Origin of the sequence: Aeromicrobium sp. Leaf272, assembly GCF_001422865.1 — a bacterium.
In the GTDB taxonomy this organism is placed as follows: domain Bacteria; phylum Actinomycetota; class Actinomycetes; order Propionibacteriales; family Nocardioidaceae; genus Aeromicrobium.
The window spans coordinates 621,242-639,509 of record NZ_LMMY01000009.1 but is presented as its reverse complement, the minus strand read 5'-3'; the positions used below and the strand labels follow the sequence as shown (position 1 = coordinate 639,509).

14 protein-coding genes and 1 pseudogene are annotated in these 18,268 nt (G+C 73.1%); 8 read left to right on the top strand and 7 right to left on the bottom strand.

The annotated features are described in order from the left end of the window. The 7 genes and pseudogenes from ASF38_RS04730 to ASF38_RS04705 form a co-directional block, all read left to right on the top strand. A partial coding sequence (locus ASF38_RS04730) for a biotin/lipoyl-containing protein (RefSeq protein WP_235497400.1) occupies positions 1-1,684 on the top strand: 1,684 nt, incomplete at its 5' end. Further along, positions 1,681-1,949 (top strand): annotated as a pseudogene (locus ASF38_RS18855) (acyl-CoA dehydrogenase family protein); the annotation flags it as partial. The gene ASF38_RS04730 and the pseudogene ASF38_RS18855, both read left to right, overlap by 4 nt. Before the next feature lies 1 nt (position 1,950). Next, the coding region (locus ASF38_RS04725; protein ID WP_235497399.1) for an acyl-CoA dehydrogenase family protein at positions 1,951-2,781 on the top strand (831 nt) is incomplete at its 5' end. A gap of 11 nt (positions 2,782-2,792) precedes the next feature. After that, positions 2,793-3,539, top strand: a complete 747-nt coding sequence (locus tag ASF38_RS04720) for an enoyl-CoA hydratase-related protein (RefSeq protein WP_055962602.1) — start codon at positions 2,793-2,795, stop codon at positions 3,537-3,539. A 116-nt stretch (positions 3,540-3,655) separates the two neighbouring features. Continuing rightward, a complete protein-coding gene (locus tag ASF38_RS04715; RefSeq protein WP_056574004.1) occupies positions 3,656-5,761 on the top strand; it encodes an AAA family ATPase in 2,106 nt (701 codons plus the stop codon). Between the two features lie 114 nt (positions 5,762-5,875). Further along, a complete protein-coding gene (locus ASF38_RS04710; protein ID WP_156366784.1) occupies positions 5,876-7,483 on the top strand; it encodes a metallophosphoesterase in 1,608 nt (535 codons plus the stop codon). A gap of 33 nt (positions 7,484-7,516) precedes the next feature. After that, positions 7,517-8,464, top strand: a complete 948-nt coding sequence (locus ASF38_RS04705; RefSeq protein WP_056573999.1) for an aminoglycoside phosphotransferase family protein — start codon at positions 7,517-7,519, stop codon at positions 8,462-8,464. Between the two features lie 429 nt (positions 8,465-8,893). Here the strand turns inward: ASF38_RS04705 and ASF38_RS04700 are convergent, their stop codons facing one another. Next, positions 8,894-10,141, bottom strand: coding sequence for an ArgE/DapE family deacylase (locus ASF38_RS04700; RefSeq protein WP_056556749.1), 1,248 nt, complete (start codon positions 10,139-10,141; stop codon positions 8,894-8,896). Between the two features lie 770 nt (positions 10,142-10,911). Between ASF38_RS04700 and ASF38_RS04695 the strand changes: the two genes are divergently transcribed. Continuing rightward, positions 10,912-12,213 carry a chorismate-binding protein gene (locus tag ASF38_RS04695; protein ID WP_235497430.1) on the top strand — a complete coding sequence of 434 codons (1,302 nt, stop codon included), beginning with the start codon at positions 10,912-10,914 and terminating at the stop codon, positions 12,211-12,213. Between the two features lie 34 nt (positions 12,214-12,247). Here ASF38_RS04695 and ASF38_RS04690 read toward each other — a convergent pair whose 3' ends face one another. The 6 genes from ASF38_RS04690 to ASF38_RS04665 all read right to left on the bottom strand — a co-directional run. Next, positions 12,248-12,463, bottom strand: coding sequence for a DUF2945 domain-containing protein (locus ASF38_RS04690; RefSeq protein WP_055962621.1), 216 nt, complete (start codon positions 12,461-12,463; stop codon positions 12,248-12,250). An 18-nt stretch (positions 12,464-12,481) separates the two neighbouring features. Next, positions 12,482-13,399, bottom strand: a complete 918-nt coding sequence (locus ASF38_RS04685; RefSeq protein WP_056573993.1) for a DMT family transporter — start codon at positions 13,397-13,399, stop codon at positions 12,482-12,484. Positions 13,400-13,566: 167 nt separating this feature from the next. Then, positions 13,567-15,150: a trypsin-like peptidase domain-containing protein gene (locus tag ASF38_RS19500; RefSeq protein ID WP_056573988.1), complete on the bottom strand. Its 1,584-nt coding sequence runs from the start codon at positions 15,148-15,150 to the stop codon at positions 13,567-13,569. Positions 15,151-15,243: 93 nt separating this feature from the next. Further along, entirely contained in the window at positions 15,244-16,767 is a 1,524-nt protein-coding gene (locus ASF38_RS04675) for a cell wall metabolism sensor histidine kinase WalK (protein ID WP_082480375.1), read from the bottom strand. Beyond that, entirely contained in the window at positions 16,767-17,459 is a 693-nt protein-coding gene (locus ASF38_RS04670) for a response regulator transcription factor (RefSeq protein WP_055962632.1), read from the bottom strand. Before ASF38_RS04670 ends, ASF38_RS04675 begins: the two co-directional genes overlap by 1 nt. A gap of 74 nt (positions 17,460-17,533) precedes the next feature. Further along, positions 17,534-18,268: fructosamine kinase family protein (locus tag ASF38_RS04665; RefSeq protein ID WP_082480441.1), on the bottom strand; the 735-nt coding region annotated here is incomplete at its 5' end.

Genomic DNA, 18,268 nt, shown 5'->3' with positions numbered 1-18,268 from the left:
CCTGGTCTGGATCGGCCCCACGCCGGAGTCCATCGACGCGATGGGCAGCAAGATCCGCGCCAAGGAGATCATGGCCGAGGCGGGCGTGCCGATCCTCAGCATCGAGCCCGAGACCGCCCAGCCCGGCGACTTCCCGCTGCTGGTGAAGGCGTCGGCCGGTGGTGGTGGACGCGGCATGCGCGTGGTCGAGCGCGCCGAGGACCTCGAGGGCGAGCTGACGGCCGCCGCGGCCGAGGCGGCGTCGGCATTCGGCGACGACACCGTGTTCGTCGAGCCGTACCTGCCGACGGCGCGCCACGTGGAGGTGCAGGTGCTGGCCGACACGCACGGCACCACCTGGATCCTCGGCGACCGCGACTGCTCGATCCAGCGCCGGCACCAGAAGGTCGTGGAGGAGGCGCCCGCGCCGAACCTCAGCGACGCCGTCCGCCGCACCCTGCACACCGCGGCTCGCAACGCCGCCGAGGCGGTGGGCTACGTCGGCGCCGGCACCGTGGAGTTCCTCGTGTCCGACGGCCACGCCGACGACGGACGCGTCTTCTTCCTGGAGATGAACACCCGCCTGCAGGTCGAGCACCCCGTCACCGAGGAGGTGTTCGGCATCGACCTCGTCGCGCTGCAGCTGTCGGTCGCCGAGGGTCACGCGCTGCCGACCGACGAGCCGACCGGACCCACCGGCCACGCGATCGAGGTGCGCCTCTACGCCGAGGACGCCGGCGACGACTGGGCTCCCCAGACCGGCACCCTGCGCACCTTCGAGGTGCCCAGCGGGCCGGGTCTGCGCACGGACTCGGCGGTGGAGTCCGGCTCGGTCGTCACGCACTTCTACGACGCGATGATCGCCAAGGTGGTCGCCCACGGCGACGACCGTACCCAGGCGGTCCGACGTCTCGACGACGCCCTGCGCCGCACGCGCGTGCACGGGCTCACCACCAACGTGGGTCTGCTGCGCGGCGTCCTGGCCGACGAGGAGTTCGTCGCCGGCCGGGTGCACACCGCCCTGCTCGCCGAGCGGATCGCCGACTGGACGAAGCCCCTCCTCGACGACGCCGCGGTGCAGCGAGCAGCCCTCGCGGCCGCGCTCGCGCAGGCCCGCACCGCGTCGACGTCCTCACCCGTGCTGGGCCGCATCCCCACCGCGTTCCGCAACGTGCCCAGCCAGCCGCGGCGCCGCTCGCTGCTGCTCGGGACCGAGGAGCTCACGGTCGAGTACCGCGCCGAGGGTGGGCGGCTCGTCAGCGACGTCGCCACCGTGCTGGACGTGTCCACGGCCCCGGCGGAGGTGCCGGGCCGTGGGCGGCAGGCGGCACACGTCGTGCTCGAGACGGACGGCGTCGTGGAGACCTACCGCGTCACCGTGGCCGACGAGACCGTCGACGTGGACGGGCCCGCCGGGTCGTTGTCGTTCGACGTCGTCCCCACGTTCGTCGACCCGGCCGACGTCGTCGCCGAGGGCTCGCTCCTCGCCCCGATGCCGGCCAGCGTCGTGCAGGTCGGCGTCGAGGCCGGCCAGCAGGTCACGAAGGGCGACGTCGTGGTCGTCCTCGAGGCCATGAAGATGCAGCACACCATCACCGCGCCCGTCGACGGCGTGGTGACCGAGCTCGCCGTCACGGCGGGCCAGCAGGTCGAGTCCGGTGCGGTCCTCGCCGTCATCGAAACCATCGAAGGGAACCTCTCATGAGCCAGTTCACCGAGACCCAGGAGCGCCAGGAGCTGCGCAAGGCCGTCGCGTCCCTGGGCGCCAAGTACGGCGAGAAGTACTTCCACGAGACCGCGGCGGAGGGACGCAAGACGACCGAGCTGTGGGCCGAGGCCGGCAGGAACGGCTACCTCGGCGTCTCGATCCCCGAGGAGTTCGGCGGTGGTGGCGGCGACATCGGCGACCTCGCGGCCGTGTGCGAGGAGCTGGCCACGGCCGGCTGCCCGCTGCTGCTCATGGTGGTCAGNCCCGGCCTGGCCGACGGCACCGCCACGTACGCCTTCTCCATCACCGAGCCCGACGCCGGCTCCAACTCCCACAACATCGTCACGAACGCCCGGAAGGACGACGACGGCACGTGGGTGCTCAACGGCACCAAGACCTACATCTCCGGCGTCGACGAGGCCAGCCACCTGCTGGTCGTCGCCCGCTACTCCGACGCCCGCACCGGCAAGCTCAAGCCCGCGCTGTTCATGGTGCCCACGGACGCCGAGGGCTTCACGAAGCAGCAGATCGAGATGGGCGTCGTGAGCCCGGAGAAGCAGTTCACGCTGTTCTTCGACGACGTGCGCGTGCCCGCCGATGCCTTGGTCGGCGACGAGGACGCCGGTCTGGAGCAGCTCTTCGCGGGTCTCAACCCCGAGCGGATCATGGCGGCGTCGATGGCCACCGGCACGGCCCGCTGGGCGATCCGCAAGGCCGTGGCCTACGCCAAGGAGCGCGAGGTGTGGGGCAAGCCGATCGGCGCCCACCAGGCCATCAGCCACCCGCTCGCCCGCCTGCACATCGACGTCGAGATGGCGCGTCTGCTCACCCAGAAGGCTGCCGCGCTCTACGCCGCCGGCGACCTGATGGGTGCCGGGGAGGCCGCCAACATGGCGAAGGTGGCCGCCGGCGAGGCCGCGGCGAAGGCCGTCGACCAGGCCATCCAGACGCACGGAGGCAACGGCCTGGCGCTCGAGTACGGCCTCGTGCAGGCCGTCGCCTCGTCGCGGCTCAGCAACATCGCCCCCGTGTCGAAGGAGATGGCGCTCAACTTCGTGGCCCAGTTCTCCCTGGGCCTGCCCAAGTCCTACTGAGAGGAGCGGTCATGGCAGAGCTGGTGCACCTGGAGGTGGCCGACGCGGTCGCCACGGTCACGCTCGACAGCGAGCACAACCGCAACGCGCTCAGCCGGCAGCTGGTCACCGAGCTGGCCGACCGGCTCGAGCGCGCCGACGCCGACCCGGCGGTCCGGGCGATCCGGGTCCGGTCCGCGCACCGTGTGTTCTGCTCGGGGGCCGACCTCTCGGAGGCCGCGAGCGGCGGCATGGAGGAGGGCGCGCGGGCCATCGTCGCCCTGCAGCGCCAGATCGCGACCGCCGGGACGCCGGTCGTGGTCGAGCTGGCCGGCCCGGTGCGGGCCGGGGGCCTCGGCATCGTGGGAGCAGCCGACGTGGTCGTCGCGGCGGAGTCGGTCACCTTCGCCCTCACGGAGGTCCGGCTGGCGCTGGCGCCCGCGGTCATCTCGCTCACGCTGCTCGAGCGCTTCTCCGACCGGGCCGCGGCCGAGCTGTTCCTCACCGGTCGCACCTTCGGCGCCCAGGAGGCGCAGGCCGCCGGCCTGGTCACCCGGGCCGTGCCCGACGCCGACCTCGCCGACGCGGTCGGGTCGGTCCTGGCCGACCTGGTGCAGGGCTACCCGCAGGGGCTGCGCGAGACCAAGCGGCTGCTGAACCACGACCTCGTGGCGCGCATCGACGCGCTCGGTGCCGACGTGGCCGCGCAGTCCGCGCGCCTGTTCGGCAGCGACGAGGCCCGCGAGGCGATGACGGCCTTCCTGCAGCGCAAGCGCTGAGCCTGCGCCGCGGTGGGTGACGTTTCGGCCAACACCTGCGGGCTGAGGGAATGCCTGGGCGCCCAGGTCGTTAGGATGGGTAGTTCGCAGAAAGACCCACGAGAGCCGAGGAAAGCGTGTCCTCCGAGCAGCAGGCCGCCGCCGAGATCGCGGCGGAGCAGGCGTACGTCGACGTCGTGTACGGCCGTCTCGACGAGTCGACGAAGGTGGCCCAGTCACTCGTCACCGAGGGCTTCGCGCGTGGCCACGTCGGCAACGAGGGCGGCCTCGTCGAGCGTGACGCGATGGTCTTCCAGGCCACGCGCCGGCTGACGGCGCTCAACGCCGCCCACGACGGTCTCGTGTTCGGCCGGCTCGACCTGCTCGACGGGGAGGCGCGCTACATCGGCCGCATCGGCGTGCGCGACGCCGACCGCGAGATCCTGCTCATCGACTGGCGCGCCCCTGCGGCGGCGCTGTTCTACCAGGCCACCGCGCAGGAGCCGTCCGGCGTCGTGCGTCGCCGGGTGCTCCGCAGCTCGGGCAAGACCGTGGTGGGGGTCGAGGACGACCTGCTCGACGGCGACAACGCCCCCGACGACATGGTCGTGGTGGGCGAGGGCGCGCTGCTGGCCAGCCTCTCGCGCGCCCGCGACAGCACCATGCACTCCGTGGTCGCGACCATCCAGAAGGAGCAGGACGAGGCCATCCGGGCGCCCAGCCGCGGCGCCACGATCATCGGCGGCGGCCCGGGCACCGGCAAGACCGTCGTCGCGCTGCACCGCGCCGCCTACCTGCTGTACACCGACCGGCGACGCTTCGAGTCCGGCGGCGTGCTCGTCGTCGGGCCCTCGTCGGTGTTCATGAACTACATCGAGCGGGTGCTGCCGAGCCTCGGCGAGACGGCCGTCACGCTGCGCTCGCTCGGCGAGGTCGTCGACGGGCTTCGGGCGCTGCAGCACGACGAGCCCAAGGCCGCCGCCGCGAAGGGCTCGTCGCGCATGCTGCCGGTGCTGCGCCGGCTCGCCACGTCGCCCCAGCCGAGCGAGCCCACGTCGTTCCGCTACTTCTACAAGGACGACGTGCTCGTCCTCGACGCCAAGAAGCTGGCGAACATCCGGCGCGGGCTGCTGGCCAACCTGCCGCGCAACCGCGCCTACGCGAAGGCCCCGGCCGCCGTGGCGCGCGCCCTGTGGCAGCAGGTCGAGGGCGAGCGGGCGCTCGAGAAGGGCGAGGAGGGCTTCCTCGACACGCTCACGACCGACTACCGCTACGTCGACTTCGTGGAGGCCTGGTGGCCGCCCGTCGAGGCCGTCGAGCTGTGGCGCACCCTGCCCCGACGGGTGCGCGAGCTGGCCAACGGCGCCTTCTCGGCCGAGGAGCTCGACGCCATGGTCGCGTCGTGGCAGGCGGGCGTGCCGGCCATCGAGGACGTGCCGCTCATCGACGAGCTGCGCTACCTCGTGGGCGAGGTCCCGCCGGAGGACGACGACGACCATGACGTCCCGCGCCAGCTGATGAGCTTCGAGCGACGTGAGCGCGAGGTCGAGAACGAGCTGCGCTCCACCACCAGCATCGACGACGACGGGTACGCCCACGTGCTCGTCGACGAGGCCCAGGACCTGTCGCCCCTCCAGTGGCGCATGCTCGGACGTCGCGGTCGGTACGCCAGCTGGACGATCGTCGGCGACCCCGCCCAGTCGTCGTGGCCGCACCCCGAGGAAGCCGCGGCCGCCCGGTCCACCGCGCTGGAGGGCAAGCCCGAGCACCGGTTCCGGCTGTCGACCAACTACCGCAACTCCGCGGAGATCTACGAGCTCGCGGCCGACGTGGCCCAGGTCGCGATCCCCGGCGCCGACCTCGCCGAGGCGGTGCGCAAGACGGGGGAGGCGCCGCGTCACGAGTGGGTGGCCGACGCAGTGCTGCTCGACGCGACCGCCGCGGAGGTCGCCACGATGCTCGAGCGGGTCGAGGGCACGGTGGCGGTCGTGGCCGCCCGCGCCGACCTGCCCCGTCTGCGGGAGCGGCTCGCCGGCGAGCTCGCCGCACACGACCGGCTGCGGGTGCTCGACGGGCTCGACACCAAGGGCCTGGAGTTCGACGCCGTGGTGGTGGTCGAGCCCGACGCGATCGTCGCCGAGTCCGAGGCCGGCTGGCGCACCTTCTACGTCGTGCTGACTCGCGCCACCCAGCTGCTCACCACCGTCGGCACCACGCAGACCTGGCTCTCCCGCGTCTCCTGAGTCCCTCCGTCTCGGACACTTCCGGGGCGGTTCGGACCCCGACAGTGCCCCGGAACTGTCCGAAACGGATGGCCTAGGCCCGTGGGACCGGCACGTCCCTCCTAGGGTGGTGCCGTGCGAAGGATCCTGGTCGGAGTGGCCCTGCTGGCGGTGGCCGTGCTGGCCGGTCTCCCCGTCGCGTCCTCGACGTTCGTGCACAGCGAGCGGCACCTCACGATCGGCGCGCACCAGGCGGTGGTCAGCCCGGCGTTCGACGGGCACGCGACCCTCGACTTCGGGCCGCTGCTGCCGAAGGCCCGGGTCGACGTCGATGCACCCGTCGGCCTCGGTGTCGACATCCGCCTGGGCGACTCCGACGCCGTCGGCCTGGAGGAGCTGCTGCAGCGCGACGCCGCGATCGCGGCGCAGCCCCAGGGTGAGATCCGCGAGGTCACGGCAGCCGTGACCGACATGGCTGCCGAGGCGGCGCTGCGTGGCGTCGGTGTCGGCGTGCTGGCCGTCACCGTGGTGGTGCTGGCGTGGCGGGCGGTCGGCGAGGACCGACGTCGCCGGATCCGCCGCGAGGCCGTGCAGCCGTCGCGCGGCCAGGTGGCGGGTGCGGTCGCGACGTCGGTCGTGGTGGTCGGTTCCCTGGTGCTGGTGACCCTTCCCGAGCGCCAGGACGACGCTCCCGAGCAGACGTGGTCGAGCGTGCGCGAGATCTTCCCCCAGCTGCCGGCCGACCCGGTGCTCGACCGGCTCGAGCTGGCGCAGGGCAGCGCCACGACGAGCAGCCGGGCCCTCGTGGAGGGCGCGCTCTACCTCTACCAGGACTCCGTCAGCTTCTACGGCGCGCTGGAGGAGCAGGCCCAGCAGGTGAGCGTGCGCCGGCCCGAGGAGGGCGAGAAGACGGCCCTGGTCGTCACCGACCGGCACGACAACATCGGCATGGACCCGGTCGCGCGCCGCATCGCCGACCAGGCGCAGGCGGAGCTCCTCATCGACCTCGGCGACGACACGTCGCAGGGCGGGGAGTGGGAGAACTTCAGCATCAACTCCCTCGCCCGCGAGTTCGACGGCTTCGACGTCGTGGCCGTCGGCGGCAACCACGACGCCGACCCCACCGTCGAGCAGATGCGCAAGAACGGCTTCACCGTGCTCGACGCCGAGCCCGTCGAGGTCGGCGGGGTGCGCTTCCTGGGCGAGACCGACCCGCGCGGCACGAAGATCACCGGCTACACCGAGGACGCGGCCACCCGCGACTCCGCGCTGTCGGACCAGGACACCGCCCTGCGCGACGTGGCGTGCGAGGCCGACGAACGAGGCGAGCGGGTGGGCGTGCTCGCGGTGCACTCGTGGGCGTCGGCGAAGGAGGTGGCCGGCAGCGGCTGCGTCGACCTCGTGCTCACCGGCCACCTGCACTACCAGGTGGGGCCGAAGGCGATCGTCGGTCCGGACGGTGCCACGACCACACGCCTCACCACCGGCTCGACCGGGGGCGCGGTGCTGCCGATCGCGCTGGGCAGCAGCCTGCGCCGCGACGCCCAGGTCACGCTCGTCACCTTCGACGCCGACGGTGCGCCGGTCGGTCTGCAGGTCGTCACCTTCACGCCCGCCGGCGTGATCGACGTCGGCGACTACACGCCGCTGCCGCTCACGTCGGCTCCGACGCCGGCCGAGCCGGATCCCACGGAGGACCCGACTGCCGACGAGGAGGACCCGGAGGCGCCCGTCCAGCCGTGACCCGCGGTGGGCGCCGGGTGGTTGTCTGGAGGCGTGATCGCGCTCCCGCCGGACGTCCTGGCCTTCGCCGACCGCGGGCCGGAGTGGGCCACGTTCGTGGAGGCCCTGCCCCGGACCGTCGAGACGCTGCTGGCGGAGTGGACGGTGCGGCGCGACGGCGAGGCGATGCACGGTGAGTGCGCGCTCGTGCTGCCGGTGCGGACCGCCGACGGGGTCGAGGCCGTGCTCAAGGTCGGGTTCGTCGACGAGGAGACCCGGCACGAGCACCTGACGCTGTCGACCTGGGACGGCCGCGGTGCGGTGCGGATGCTCCGTGCCGACCTGGCCCGCGGGGCGCTCCTGCTGGAGCGCGCCGGCCCCGCCGCACTGTCGTCGCTCCCGGTGCTGGAGGCGTGCGAGGTGGTCGCCGGGCTCTACGGCACGTTGCACCGGCCCGCGCCGCGTCGGCTCGTCGCGCTGTCGTCGCTGGTCGCCCGCTGGACCGACGAGCTCGCCGCGGCGGAGGCCACGGTCCCGGCGCCGCGACGTCTCGTGCAGCAGGCCGTCTCGCTCGGGCGCGACCTCGCGGCCGACCCGGACACCGACGGCGTGGCGGTGCACACCGACCTGCACGACGCGAACGTCCTCGCCTCGCGTCGTGGAGCGCCGGCTGAGGCGGACCTGCGTGAACCATGGCTGGCGATCGACCCGAAGGGCATCAGCGGCGACCCGCACTACGAGCCGGCCCCATTGCTGTGGAACCGCTGGGACGAGGTGCTCGCGGCTCGCGACGTCCGGTTCGCGGTCCGTCGACGCTTCCACACCGTGGTCGACGCGGCGGGCCTCGACGAGGACCGGGCGCGCGACTGGGTCGTCGTCCGCATGATGCACAACGCACTCTGGGCGGTCCAGGACGCGCAGCGCCTCGGCCGACCGCTCACGACGGGGGACCGCGACTGGTCGACGACCTGCGTCACCGTGGCCAAGGCCGTCCAGGACTGACGGCTCGGCGCTGGCCTGGGTTCGCCGTCGCGTTGCCTCGGCTCGCGTAGGTGCCGGTCTCCAAGAGGCCTCGACCGGGCGGCCGGCGCCATGGTCGGCTGGGTTCTCGGACTGCGGCGGGTCGTGGGCGGTGGAGGTAGGTGGCGCGCGCTTCATGCGTCGGGAAGGTAGGTGGCGCGCGGATACACGCTCGCCTTCCGCGCCACACCTACCGCCGAGGCCCGGGAAGTGCGTGCCACCTACCGCCGCCCCTCCGTTCCTCTCGTCACCTACCGCCCACCCAGGCCGCAGGGCGAGGGCTCGAGCGACCGCGCCGCCAGCCGCCCGGTCGAGGCCCTCCGGGGCCGCACCCGGCGCGAGCCGCGGCTGCGCACCAGCAAGGTCGAGCCTCGCGCGGCCGCGCACCGGCAGGTCGAGACCTCCCGCAGGTCAGCTGCAGTGCTGCAGGAGCAGGTGCGCGTAGGCCCGGGCGCTGAGCACGACCTCGTCGATCGGCACGTACTCGTCGACCGCATGGGCGTGCTCGATGTGGCCGGGGCCGAACTGGACGGTGGGGATGCCGGCGGCGGCGTACTGGCGCAGGTCGGAGCCGTACGGGGCGCCCACGAACGGCGGCGCCTCGGCCCCGGCGGCCACCACGGCGTCACGCACCGAGTCGCCGAACGGATGGGCGTCGGGCAGCGAGCCGGCTGCGAACCGACCGCCGGGCCACGTGACCTGCGGCGGGTGCTCGCGCAGCCACGGGTCGTCAACGGAGGCGACGGCCGCCTCGAACGTGGCCATGGCGTCGACGAAGGACTCGCCGGGCATGACCCCGAACCGGCCCTCCGCGACGAGCAGGTCGGGCACGGTGCTGGCCCAGTCGCCGGCCTGCACGATGCCGACCGACAGAGGCCACGGGCGGTCGGTGAACGGTGCCGGCGGGTCGACGTTGCGCTCGGCATCGAGTCGGCGCAGCGCCGCGTGAACGCGCTCGAAGAGGTCGACGGCGCTGACGCCGTGCCCAGCGCGCGACCCGTGCGTGGCCCGGCCGCGCAGCTCGATCCGGAACGTGAGCGACCCGGCGTTGGCCGAGACGATCTGACCCGCCGTCGGCTCGGCGATGAGGCAGGCCAGACCCGTGTGGCCGCGGCGCAGCGTGGCGAAGGTGCCGATGCCGCCGTCCTCCTCGCCGACCACGACGTGCACGGCGAAGGGCTTGGTCAGGCGGTCGCCGACGGCACGCACGGCCGCGAGGATGGCGACCACGCCGCCCTTCATGTCACAGGTGCCGCGCCCGTACCAGCGGCCGTCGGCCTCCTGCAGGTACCAGGGATCGTGCGCGGTCCACCAGTCCGGGTCGCCCGGCGGCACGACGTCGACGTGGCCGTTGAGCACGAGGTTCGGGACGCCGGCGCCGTCAGTGCCGTCCGCCGCCCGGGGCCCGGCACCCGCGCCGAGGCCCACGCAGCCCCAGGCCTCGTCGCGCTCGACCTCCTCGCCCGGGTAGTCGGGGTCGGCGCGCAGCGCGGCCAGGTCGATCGGCCAGAGGTCGACGTCGAGCCCCAGTCCCTGCAGGGTCGCGGCGCACCAGCGCTGCACCGACGCCTCGGACTCGCTGCCGCCCACGCTGGGGTAGCTGACGAGCTGCGCGAGGTCGCGGCGGATCAGGTCGACGTCGATCTCGAAGGGCTCCACGTCGCACAGTCTGGCAAGGGTGACAGCCGTCCCCGCAGCCGAGGCACTACGCTGGCGCCATGATCGTCGTTCCCACCCCCTGGTGGCGCCTCCTCTAGAGGAGGCCTCGACGCGACCCACGCCCAGACCCCTCAGCCGAGCGGTCTGGGCGTTCTCCGTCCCGGCGTCGGCCGAGGCGACCCGAAGGACACACCATGACCCACCCGCTCGTCGGCGAGCTCCAGCAGCAGGCCGCGTTCGCGCTGATCCGTGTGCGCGACAGCGACACGGTGACCCTCCTCGGTGGCGCCTTCGAGGACGTCGAGGACCTGGCCGACGTGCCCCTGTCGGCCGGTGTCCCCGACCGGCTCGGCGGGGGTGCCGGGCCGCGGGCGGCTGGTGGCGGAGTGTGGGACCACCTGGTGCTGGTGCCGTTCCGACAGGCCCGTGAGCGCGGGTTCGCCGCGCACGACGACGGCACCCCCCTGCGCGTGGTGAGCGCCGACGTCCTCCACGAGGTCCCGCTGGCCGACCTGCTGCCGACGCTGCCAGACGGCGGCGTGCAGCTGGCCGACCGCGGCGGCTTCGAGACGTCCGACGCCGACTACGCCTCGATGGTGCGCCAGATCATCGACGACGAGATCGGCCGCGGCGAGGGTGCCAACCTGGTGATCGGGCGGCACTACCGGGCGAAGGTCGCCGACTGGGGCCACGACGCCGCGCTGGCCGTGTTCCGTCGGCTGCTCGAGCGCGAGCGCGGTGCGTTCTGGACGTTCTGCATCTTCANGCGGATGAACCCGATCAGCGGCACGTTCCGCACCAAGGGGCTCACGACCCACGCCGAGAAGACGTCGGCCCTGCTGGAGTTCCTGCGCGACGAGAAGGAGATCTACGAGCTCTTCATGGTCGTCGACGAGGAGCTCAAGATGATGTGCGACATCTGCCACGAGGGGGGTCTCGTGCTGGGGCCGTACCTCAAGCCGATGAGCCACCTCGTGCACACCGAGTACCTGCTCGCCGGTCGCACGGACCGTGACGTGCGCGCCGTGCTGCGCGACTCGATGTTCGCCGCCACGGTCACGGGCAGCCCCGTGGAGAACGCCTGCCGGCTCATCGAGCAGTACGAGGCGCACGGCCGCGGCTACTACGCGTCGGTGGCCGCCCTCGTGGGCCGCGACGCCGACGGGCTGCAGCGCGCCGACGCGCCCATCCTCATCCGCACGGCCGACGTCGACCTCGAGGGCAACCTGAAGGTCACCGCCGGGGCCACGCTCGTGCGCGACTCCGACCCCGACTACGAGACCGCCGAGACGTGGGCCAAGGCCTCGGGCGTGCTGAGCGCGTTCGGCCTGGTCGACGCGCCGGCCCCCGCCACGGGCGGCGCGCCCGACACGTTCGACGCGTTCACCCGGGAGGACGACGTGCTCATCGCCCTCGGCGAGCGCAACGCCCGGCTCAGCCAGTTCTGGCTGTCGGACCAGTCCGGTGCCGCGCCCGAGCCGTCGCTGCAGGGCCGCAGGGTCGTGGTGGTCGACGGCGAGGACGACTTCGTCAACATGCTGTCGCACGTGTTCGGCGTGCTGGGCATGAGCACCGACGTCGTGCGCCACGACGCCTACCGCGCCTGGGTCGAGGGCGGGCGTGCGCTCGACGAGTACGACCTCGTGGTCGTCGGTCCGGGCCCGGGCGACCCGCGCGACGTCGGCGACGCCAAGATCGCGGTCCTCGACGACGTGGTGGTCGACCTGCTCGCCTCGGAGCAGCCGTTCCTCGCGGTGTGCCTGGGTCACCAGGTGCTGAGCCGCAACCTCGGCCTCGACGTCGACTTCAAGGACATCGTCTTCCAGGGCACGCAGTCGCGGCTCGACGTGCTGGGCCGACCGGAGACGGTGGGCTTCTACAACACGTTCGTGGCCCGCGTCGGTGCGGCGGGCCTGCCCGCAGGCGTCTCCGTGGAGCGAGAAGAGGCGACCGGCGACATCCACCACGTGGCCGGTCCGCACTTCCACGGCATCCAGTTCCACGCCGAGTCGGTGCTGACCCAGCGCGGGTTCGCCATCCTCCGCGACCTGGTCCTCGACCTGCTCGGCTGAGCTGTCGGCGCGGGCGGGGGCGGGGGTCGCGCGGCTAGCTCTTCAGCTTGTTCAGCGCCGACGGCTCGTGGGCCGCCTTCGCGCCGGTCTTCTCGCTCTCGACGACGAGCTTCGGCTCGTCATCGCTCGCCTTCCACTGCCGGCCGTCGAGCTGGAAGTCCTTGGTCTTGCGCTCCACGACCTTGCCCTGCGTGCGGCCCTGCGGGCTGTCCCAGCTGACCCGGTCACCGACCTGGATGTTCTTCGTCATGACCTCAGGGTGCGATGATCAGCCCACGTGCGCACGTCGAGGACGCAGGCGGGTGACGGCCACGCCGGCCAGGCACAACGCGCCGCCCACGAACGCGAGGGGCGCCGGCACCTCGCCCAGGAGCGCCCACGAGATGAGCGTCGCGACGGCCGGCACGAGGTAGGTCGTCGACGCGACCGAGCCGGTACCGAGCCGGCGCAGCGCGTACGACCACGTCGTGAACCCGATGGCGGTGGGGAAGACCCCCAGGTAGACGAGCCACGCCACGTCACCGCTCGACGCCGACCCCAGCTGGTCCACGAGGCCCGGCGCGAACGGCAGGCAGACCACGGCGACGATGGTGCACGCCATCCACACCGACATGGCCGGAGCGACGGTCCGCAGCGTCGGCTTCTGGGTGAGGGCGCCGACGGCGTAGAGCACCGCGGCGGCGACGCACAGCAGCACACCGGTGGCGCTGGCCGTCTCGACCGCCGTGTCGTGACGCGTGCTGGTGGCGATGAGCACCACGCCGGCGAAGGCGATCGCCATGCCGATCACGAGCGGACGTGGGAATCCCTCCTTGAGCACGATCCCGGCGAGCAGCGCGATGAGGATCGGCCCGATGTTCACGACGAGCGCGGCGGTGCCGGCGTCGAGGTAGGTCTCCCCTGCGTTGAGGGCCACGTTGTAGGCACCGAACCACAGCACGCCGTAGACGACGACCAGTCCGAGGGTGCGTCCGCGCGGCAGGCGGTGACGCCACGGCCGGGCGATCACCACGAGCGCGAGCGCTCCCACGAGCAGCCGACCGAGGCTCAGCGGACCGGGCTCGAAGACGTCGGCCACGGCGCGGATGCCGACGAACGCCGACGCCCACAGCACCACGGTGACGGCGAGCGCGGCCACCGACCAGTCCCGCTCGGTCACGCGTTCGGTCACGGGGGAGACGGTCATGCCTCCACGCTAGGGCTGGCAGGACCTTGACGTCGCGCGGTTTTCGGACACGTAGGCCTGAGATGCCGCCAGACATGGCTCCTCCCCGGACGCAGGTGCCGCGTTCCGGGGAGGAGCAGGGCGGCGCAGTGCTCGGGGGGAGGGGCGCGCCGCCGATCGGGGGAGCGTCAGTCGCTCGTCTCGCCACCGTCGGAGGCGAGGGTCACCTCCGCCTCGGCCTTCTTGCCGTCGCGCAGGTAGGTCAGCGTGACCTTCTCGCCGGGGCGGTAGCCGCGGATGCCGGCCACGAGCGCGTCGGAGCTGCCGACGGGCTGGCCGTTGATGGCGGTCACGATGTCGCCCTGCTCCAGACCGGCCTCGGCGCCGGCGCTGTCGGGGTTGACCTCGGTGATCTCGGCACCGATGCCGGTGATGTCGTCGCTGTCGACGGCAGGACGGACGGTGACGCCGATGAGGGCGTGCTCGACCTTCTCACCCTTGACCAGCTGGTCGGCCACGCTCTTGGCGAGATCGATCGGGATGGCGAAGCCCAGGCCGATGGAACCGGCGCTCGCGGCGGTCGTGCCACCCGAGCGGATGGCGGAGTTGATGCCCACCACGCGACCCTCGAGGTCGACGAGCGGTCCGCCGGAGTTGCCCGGGTTGATCGCGGCGTCGGTCTGCACGGCGGGGAACACGGTGGTGTTCTGGCCCGAGCCGTCTGAGGAGGAGACGGGACGGTTGAGCGCGCTCACGATGCCGCTCGTGACGGTGCTCTCGAGCCCGAAGGGCGAACCGATCGCCACGACCTCCTCGCCGACCGCGAGGTCGGACGACTTGCCGAACGTGGCCGGGGTGAGGCCGTCGCGCTCGACCTTCACCACGGCGAGGTCGGTCTTCGGGTCGCGGCCCACGATCGTGCCCTTGGACGTGGTGCCGTCGCTGAAGGCCACCGTGATGGTGCCCTGCTCGGCGGCCGCCTCCACGACGTGGTTGTTGGTCAGGATGTTGCCGTCGCTGCTGATGACGATGCCCGTGCCGGACCCGGCCTCCGACCCACCGGAGACGTTGATCTGGACCACGGACGGCAGCACGGCCTTCGCGACCTTCTCGACCTGGCCACTCGTGGCCTGGTCGCTCCCGCTGGTCGAGTCGAGCGAGCTGACCACCGGGCTCGTGCCGGAGTCGCCGGCACCGAGCTGGTCGTAGAGGGCGGCGCCGCCGGCTCCGGCGGCTGCGGCCAGCAGCGCGATGGCGGCGACGCCGGCCACGGCCCGGCGGGGTCGACGTCGGGGCTTGTCCGCCGGCGCGGTGTGCTCGGCGAAGGGCGGCTGCTGGCCGCCACCGGCGCCGGCCGGGAGCACGACGGTGGGCTCGGCTCCGGGGTGGCCGGCCGCGGGCGCGGCGGGTGCCTCGTAGCGGTGCGCGTACTCCGGGGGGACCGGGGTGCCGGTGCGGTCGGGGGTCGAGGCCGCGGGCTGCTCGGTCGTGGGCTGCCCGGTGGTGGGCTGCTCAGTGGTGCGGTCCGGGGTCGAGCCGTGCTCGACGGGGGTCTGCACCGTCGGCTCGTGGTCGGCCGGGTGGCCACCGGCCTGCTGCTCACCGGTCGCCTGCTCGGGCGTGATCTGAGCGTCAGCGGGCTGCTGGGGAAGGTGCTGCTCGGGGGCAGCGCCAGGGGTGCCCTCCGCGCCCGAGGAGGGCGCATCGCCGGCCCCGCGCTGCGTCGGGGGGAAGTAGGGGCGATCGGCGAAGGGATCGTTCTGGTCGGTCATGGAACAACATTCTCCCCGATCACTGAGAGCGCGCTGAGCGGCGCGTGTGAGCGGCGGAAGAAGATCGCGGTTCCTGTGGCCCGACGCCGCAGGTCAGAGCGGCGTGTCGTCGCCGCGCTCGGCCGCCGACGGCAGCGAGAACGTGACGACCGTGCCGCCACTCTCGGGCGACTCAGCGTGCACGGCACCGCCGTGGCGCACCGCCGCCTGCTGCACGATCGACAGACCCAGCCCCGACCCCGGCATGGTGCGCGCCTCGGTGGAGCGGAAGAACCGGTCGAACACGTGCGGCAGGTCCTCCGCGGCGATGCCCGGACCCTCGTCGCGGACGGTCAGCACGCCCTCGTGCAGGGCCACGGTGACCCTGCCGCCGTCCGGGCTCCACTTGACCGCGTTGTCGAGGAGGTTGGTCACGGCGCGCTCGAGCACGTGGGCCTCGCCGATCACGTCCCACTGCTCCAGGCGGACGTCGAAGGTCAGCCCGGTCGAGCGGGGTCGCACCCGCTCCAGCGCCTGCTCCACCACGTCGACCAGGTCGAGCGGCTCGGGGGCGCGGTGCAGGGGCTCGTCGCGCGCCAGCTCGACCAGGTCGCCGACCAAGGTGGTCAGCTCGCCCAGCTGGGCCCGCACGTCGTCCATGATCTCGCGACGCTGCTCCAGGCTCAGGGTGCGGTCCTGCCGCTCGGTGGCCTGGCCCAGCAGCTCGATGTTGGTGCGCAGGCTGGTCAGCGGGGTGCGCAGCTCGTGGCCCGCGTCGGCGACGAGCTGGCGCTGGCGCTGCTGCGAGGCGTCGAGCGCCATGAGCATCTGGTTGAACGACGACGTGAGCCGGGCCAGCTCGTCGTGCTCGGACCCGGTGACCTCGATCGGCTTCAGCTCCGCGGTGCGGGCCACGCGCTCGGTGGCGGCGGTGAGCCGGCGGACCGGCCGCAGCCCGTTGGTGGCCACCACCCAGCCCGCCACGCCGGCCACGAGGATGCCGACGGCGCTCGTGAGCAGCAGGATCAGCTGCAGCCGGTCGAGCGAGCGCTGGGTGGACTCCATCGACTGCGCCAGCACCAGGGCCTGCCCGGGTCCGGCCTGGACGGCCACGATGCGGTACGGCACGCCACCGATGCGGGCCGTGCGCTGCGACGTCGTCTCCTCGCCCAGCGACACGGCGATCTCGCGCTGGTCGTAGGGCACGTTCGAGCGGGTCTGCGCCGTGAAGATCTTGCCGCCCTCGACGGAGATGAACCGGATCCCGAACACCGAGAGCAGGTCGACGTCGGCCGCCGACATCGACGACGGGGAGTAGCCGGCCGACACGGCCGCGTCGGCCCGCTTCACCAGCGAGGCGTCGAGCGAGCCCTCCAGCTCGGCCCGCACCGTGATGTAGACCGTGGCGCTCGCGACGGCCAGCACCGCGGCGACCGCGCCCGTGGTGAGAAGAGCGACGCGCAGGGCCAGCGAGGCCCGCGCGGTGTACGGGTGGATCCGCCGCCTGGCCGCGTCGACCACGCCGGTCGTCCGCGAGGTTCCCTCGGCGGGCGAGGTGTCACCGCGCGCCGCGCCGGCCCCCGAGGGACGGACGCTCGTCGTGGCGGGACGGGAGGCGTCGGGGGACGAGGCCGTCATCAGGGCGGCGTCTCGCGCAGCACGTAGCCCACGCCGCGCACGGTGTGCAGGAGCCGCGCCTCGCCCTCGGCCTCGAGCTTGCGGCGCACGTAGCCGACGTAGACCTCGAGCGAGTTGGCGGTGGTGGGGAAGTCGAAGCCCCACACCTCCTCGAGGATGTACGACCGCTCCAGCACGCGCTTCGGGCGCTGCATGAACAGCTCGAGCAGGGCGAACTCGGTGCGGGTCAGGGAGATGGCGCGCTCGCCGCGGGTCACGTCGCGGGTGACCGGGTCGAGGGTCAGGTCGGCGAACTCCAGCGGTTGCTCGTCGGCCTCGAGCTCGGCCTGGCGGGCCGAGCGACGCAGCAGGGCGCGCACGCGGGCCAGCAGCTCGTCGAGGGCGAACGGCTTGGTCAGGTAGTCGTCGGCGCCCGCGTCGAGGCCGTCGACGCGGTCGCTCACGGCGTCGCGCGCGGTGAGCACGAGGATCGGCACGTCGTTGCCCGCGCTGCGCAGCGCACGGGTGGCCTCGAGCCCGTCGAGCCGCGGCATCATGACGTCCATGACGATGATGTCGGGGTCGGTGCGGGGGACCACGGCGAGCGCCTCGGCGCCGTCGGAGGCGAGCTCGACGGTGTAGCCGTTGAACTCCAGCGAGCGTCGCAGCGAGTCACGGACGGCGCGGTCGTCGTCGACCACCAGGATGCGCATGGGTCCAGTGTGCCCAACCCTGGTGAGAATCGGCTGAGTTCGCCGTCGAGTCCTGCGGCGGACCGCAGGTGCGGTCAGTCGGTGGGCGGGTGGAGCGCGGCCTGCGCGGCGGCGGTGGCGCGGGCGCCGTAGGTGCCGCCGAACAGCACGGCGTGCACGAGCAGCGGGTGCAGCTGGTGCAGCGGGACGCGGGCCTGCCACCCGTCGGCGAGCGGGGCCTGCTCCTCGTAGGACTCGAGCACCCGCTGAAGGTGAGGCAGCCCGAACAGCGACAGCATGGCCAGGTCGGTCTCGCGGTGCCCGCCGTGCGCGGCCGGGTCGATGACCCAGGCCTGTCCGTCGGTGCCCCACACGACGTTGCCCGACCACAGGTCGCCGTGGATGCGGGCGGGGGGCTCGGCCGGCCCGGCGATCTCACGGATGCGGCCCATCGTGCGCTCGATCGTCCCGGCCTGCTCCTTCGTGAGCGCCTTGCGCTGCACCGCGGCACGTACGTAGGGCATGACCCGGCGCGACGCGTAGAACTCCGGCCACGTCTCGAGCGGACGGTTGGGCAGCGGGGCGAGCCCGATGAAGCCGTCGACGTCGGCACCGAACGTGGGCGCCCCGGCGGCGTGGGTGCGGGCCAGGGCTCGGCCGAACCGCTCGGCCGCCTCGACGGTCGGCTTGCCGGGCTCGACCCAGGCCAGCACCACGCACTCGTCGTCGGCACCCAGGAGCTCGGGCACCTTCACCCCGTCGGACACCTCGGCCAGCCAGCGCAGCCCGGCGGCCTCCCGGGCGAAGAACCCGGCGGGGGCCTGCGGGCG

Excerpts from the sequence above, each read along its gene's own strand:
- ASF38_RS04670 (WP_055962632.1), bottom strand. The coding sequence starts at position 17,459 with ATGCGCATCCTGGTGGTCGACGACGACCGCGCCGTCCGTGACTCGCTG.
- ASF38_RS04695 (WP_235497430.1), top strand. The coding sequence starts at position 10,912 with ATGAACCCGATCAGCGGCACGTTCCGCACCAAGGGGCTCACGACCCAC.
- ASF38_RS04720 (WP_055962602.1), top strand. The coding sequence starts at position 2,793 with ATGGCAGAGCTGGTGCACCTGGAGGTGGCCGACGCGGTCGCCACGGTC.
- ASF38_RS04675 (WP_082480375.1), bottom strand. The coding sequence starts at position 16,767 with ATGACGGCCTCGTCCCCCGACGCCTCCCGTCCCGCCACGACGAGCGTC.
- ASF38_RS04690 (WP_055962621.1), bottom strand. The coding sequence starts at position 12,463 with ATGACGAAGAACATCCAGGTCGGTGACCGGGTCAGCTGGGACAGCCCG.
- ASF38_RS19500 (WP_056573988.1), bottom strand. The coding sequence starts at position 15,150 with ATGACCGACCAGAACGATCCCTTCGCCGATCGCCCCTACTTCCCCCCG.
- ASF38_RS04685 (WP_056573993.1), bottom strand. The coding sequence starts at position 13,399 with ATGACCGTCTCCCCCGTGACCGAACGCGTGACCGAGCGGGACTGGTCG.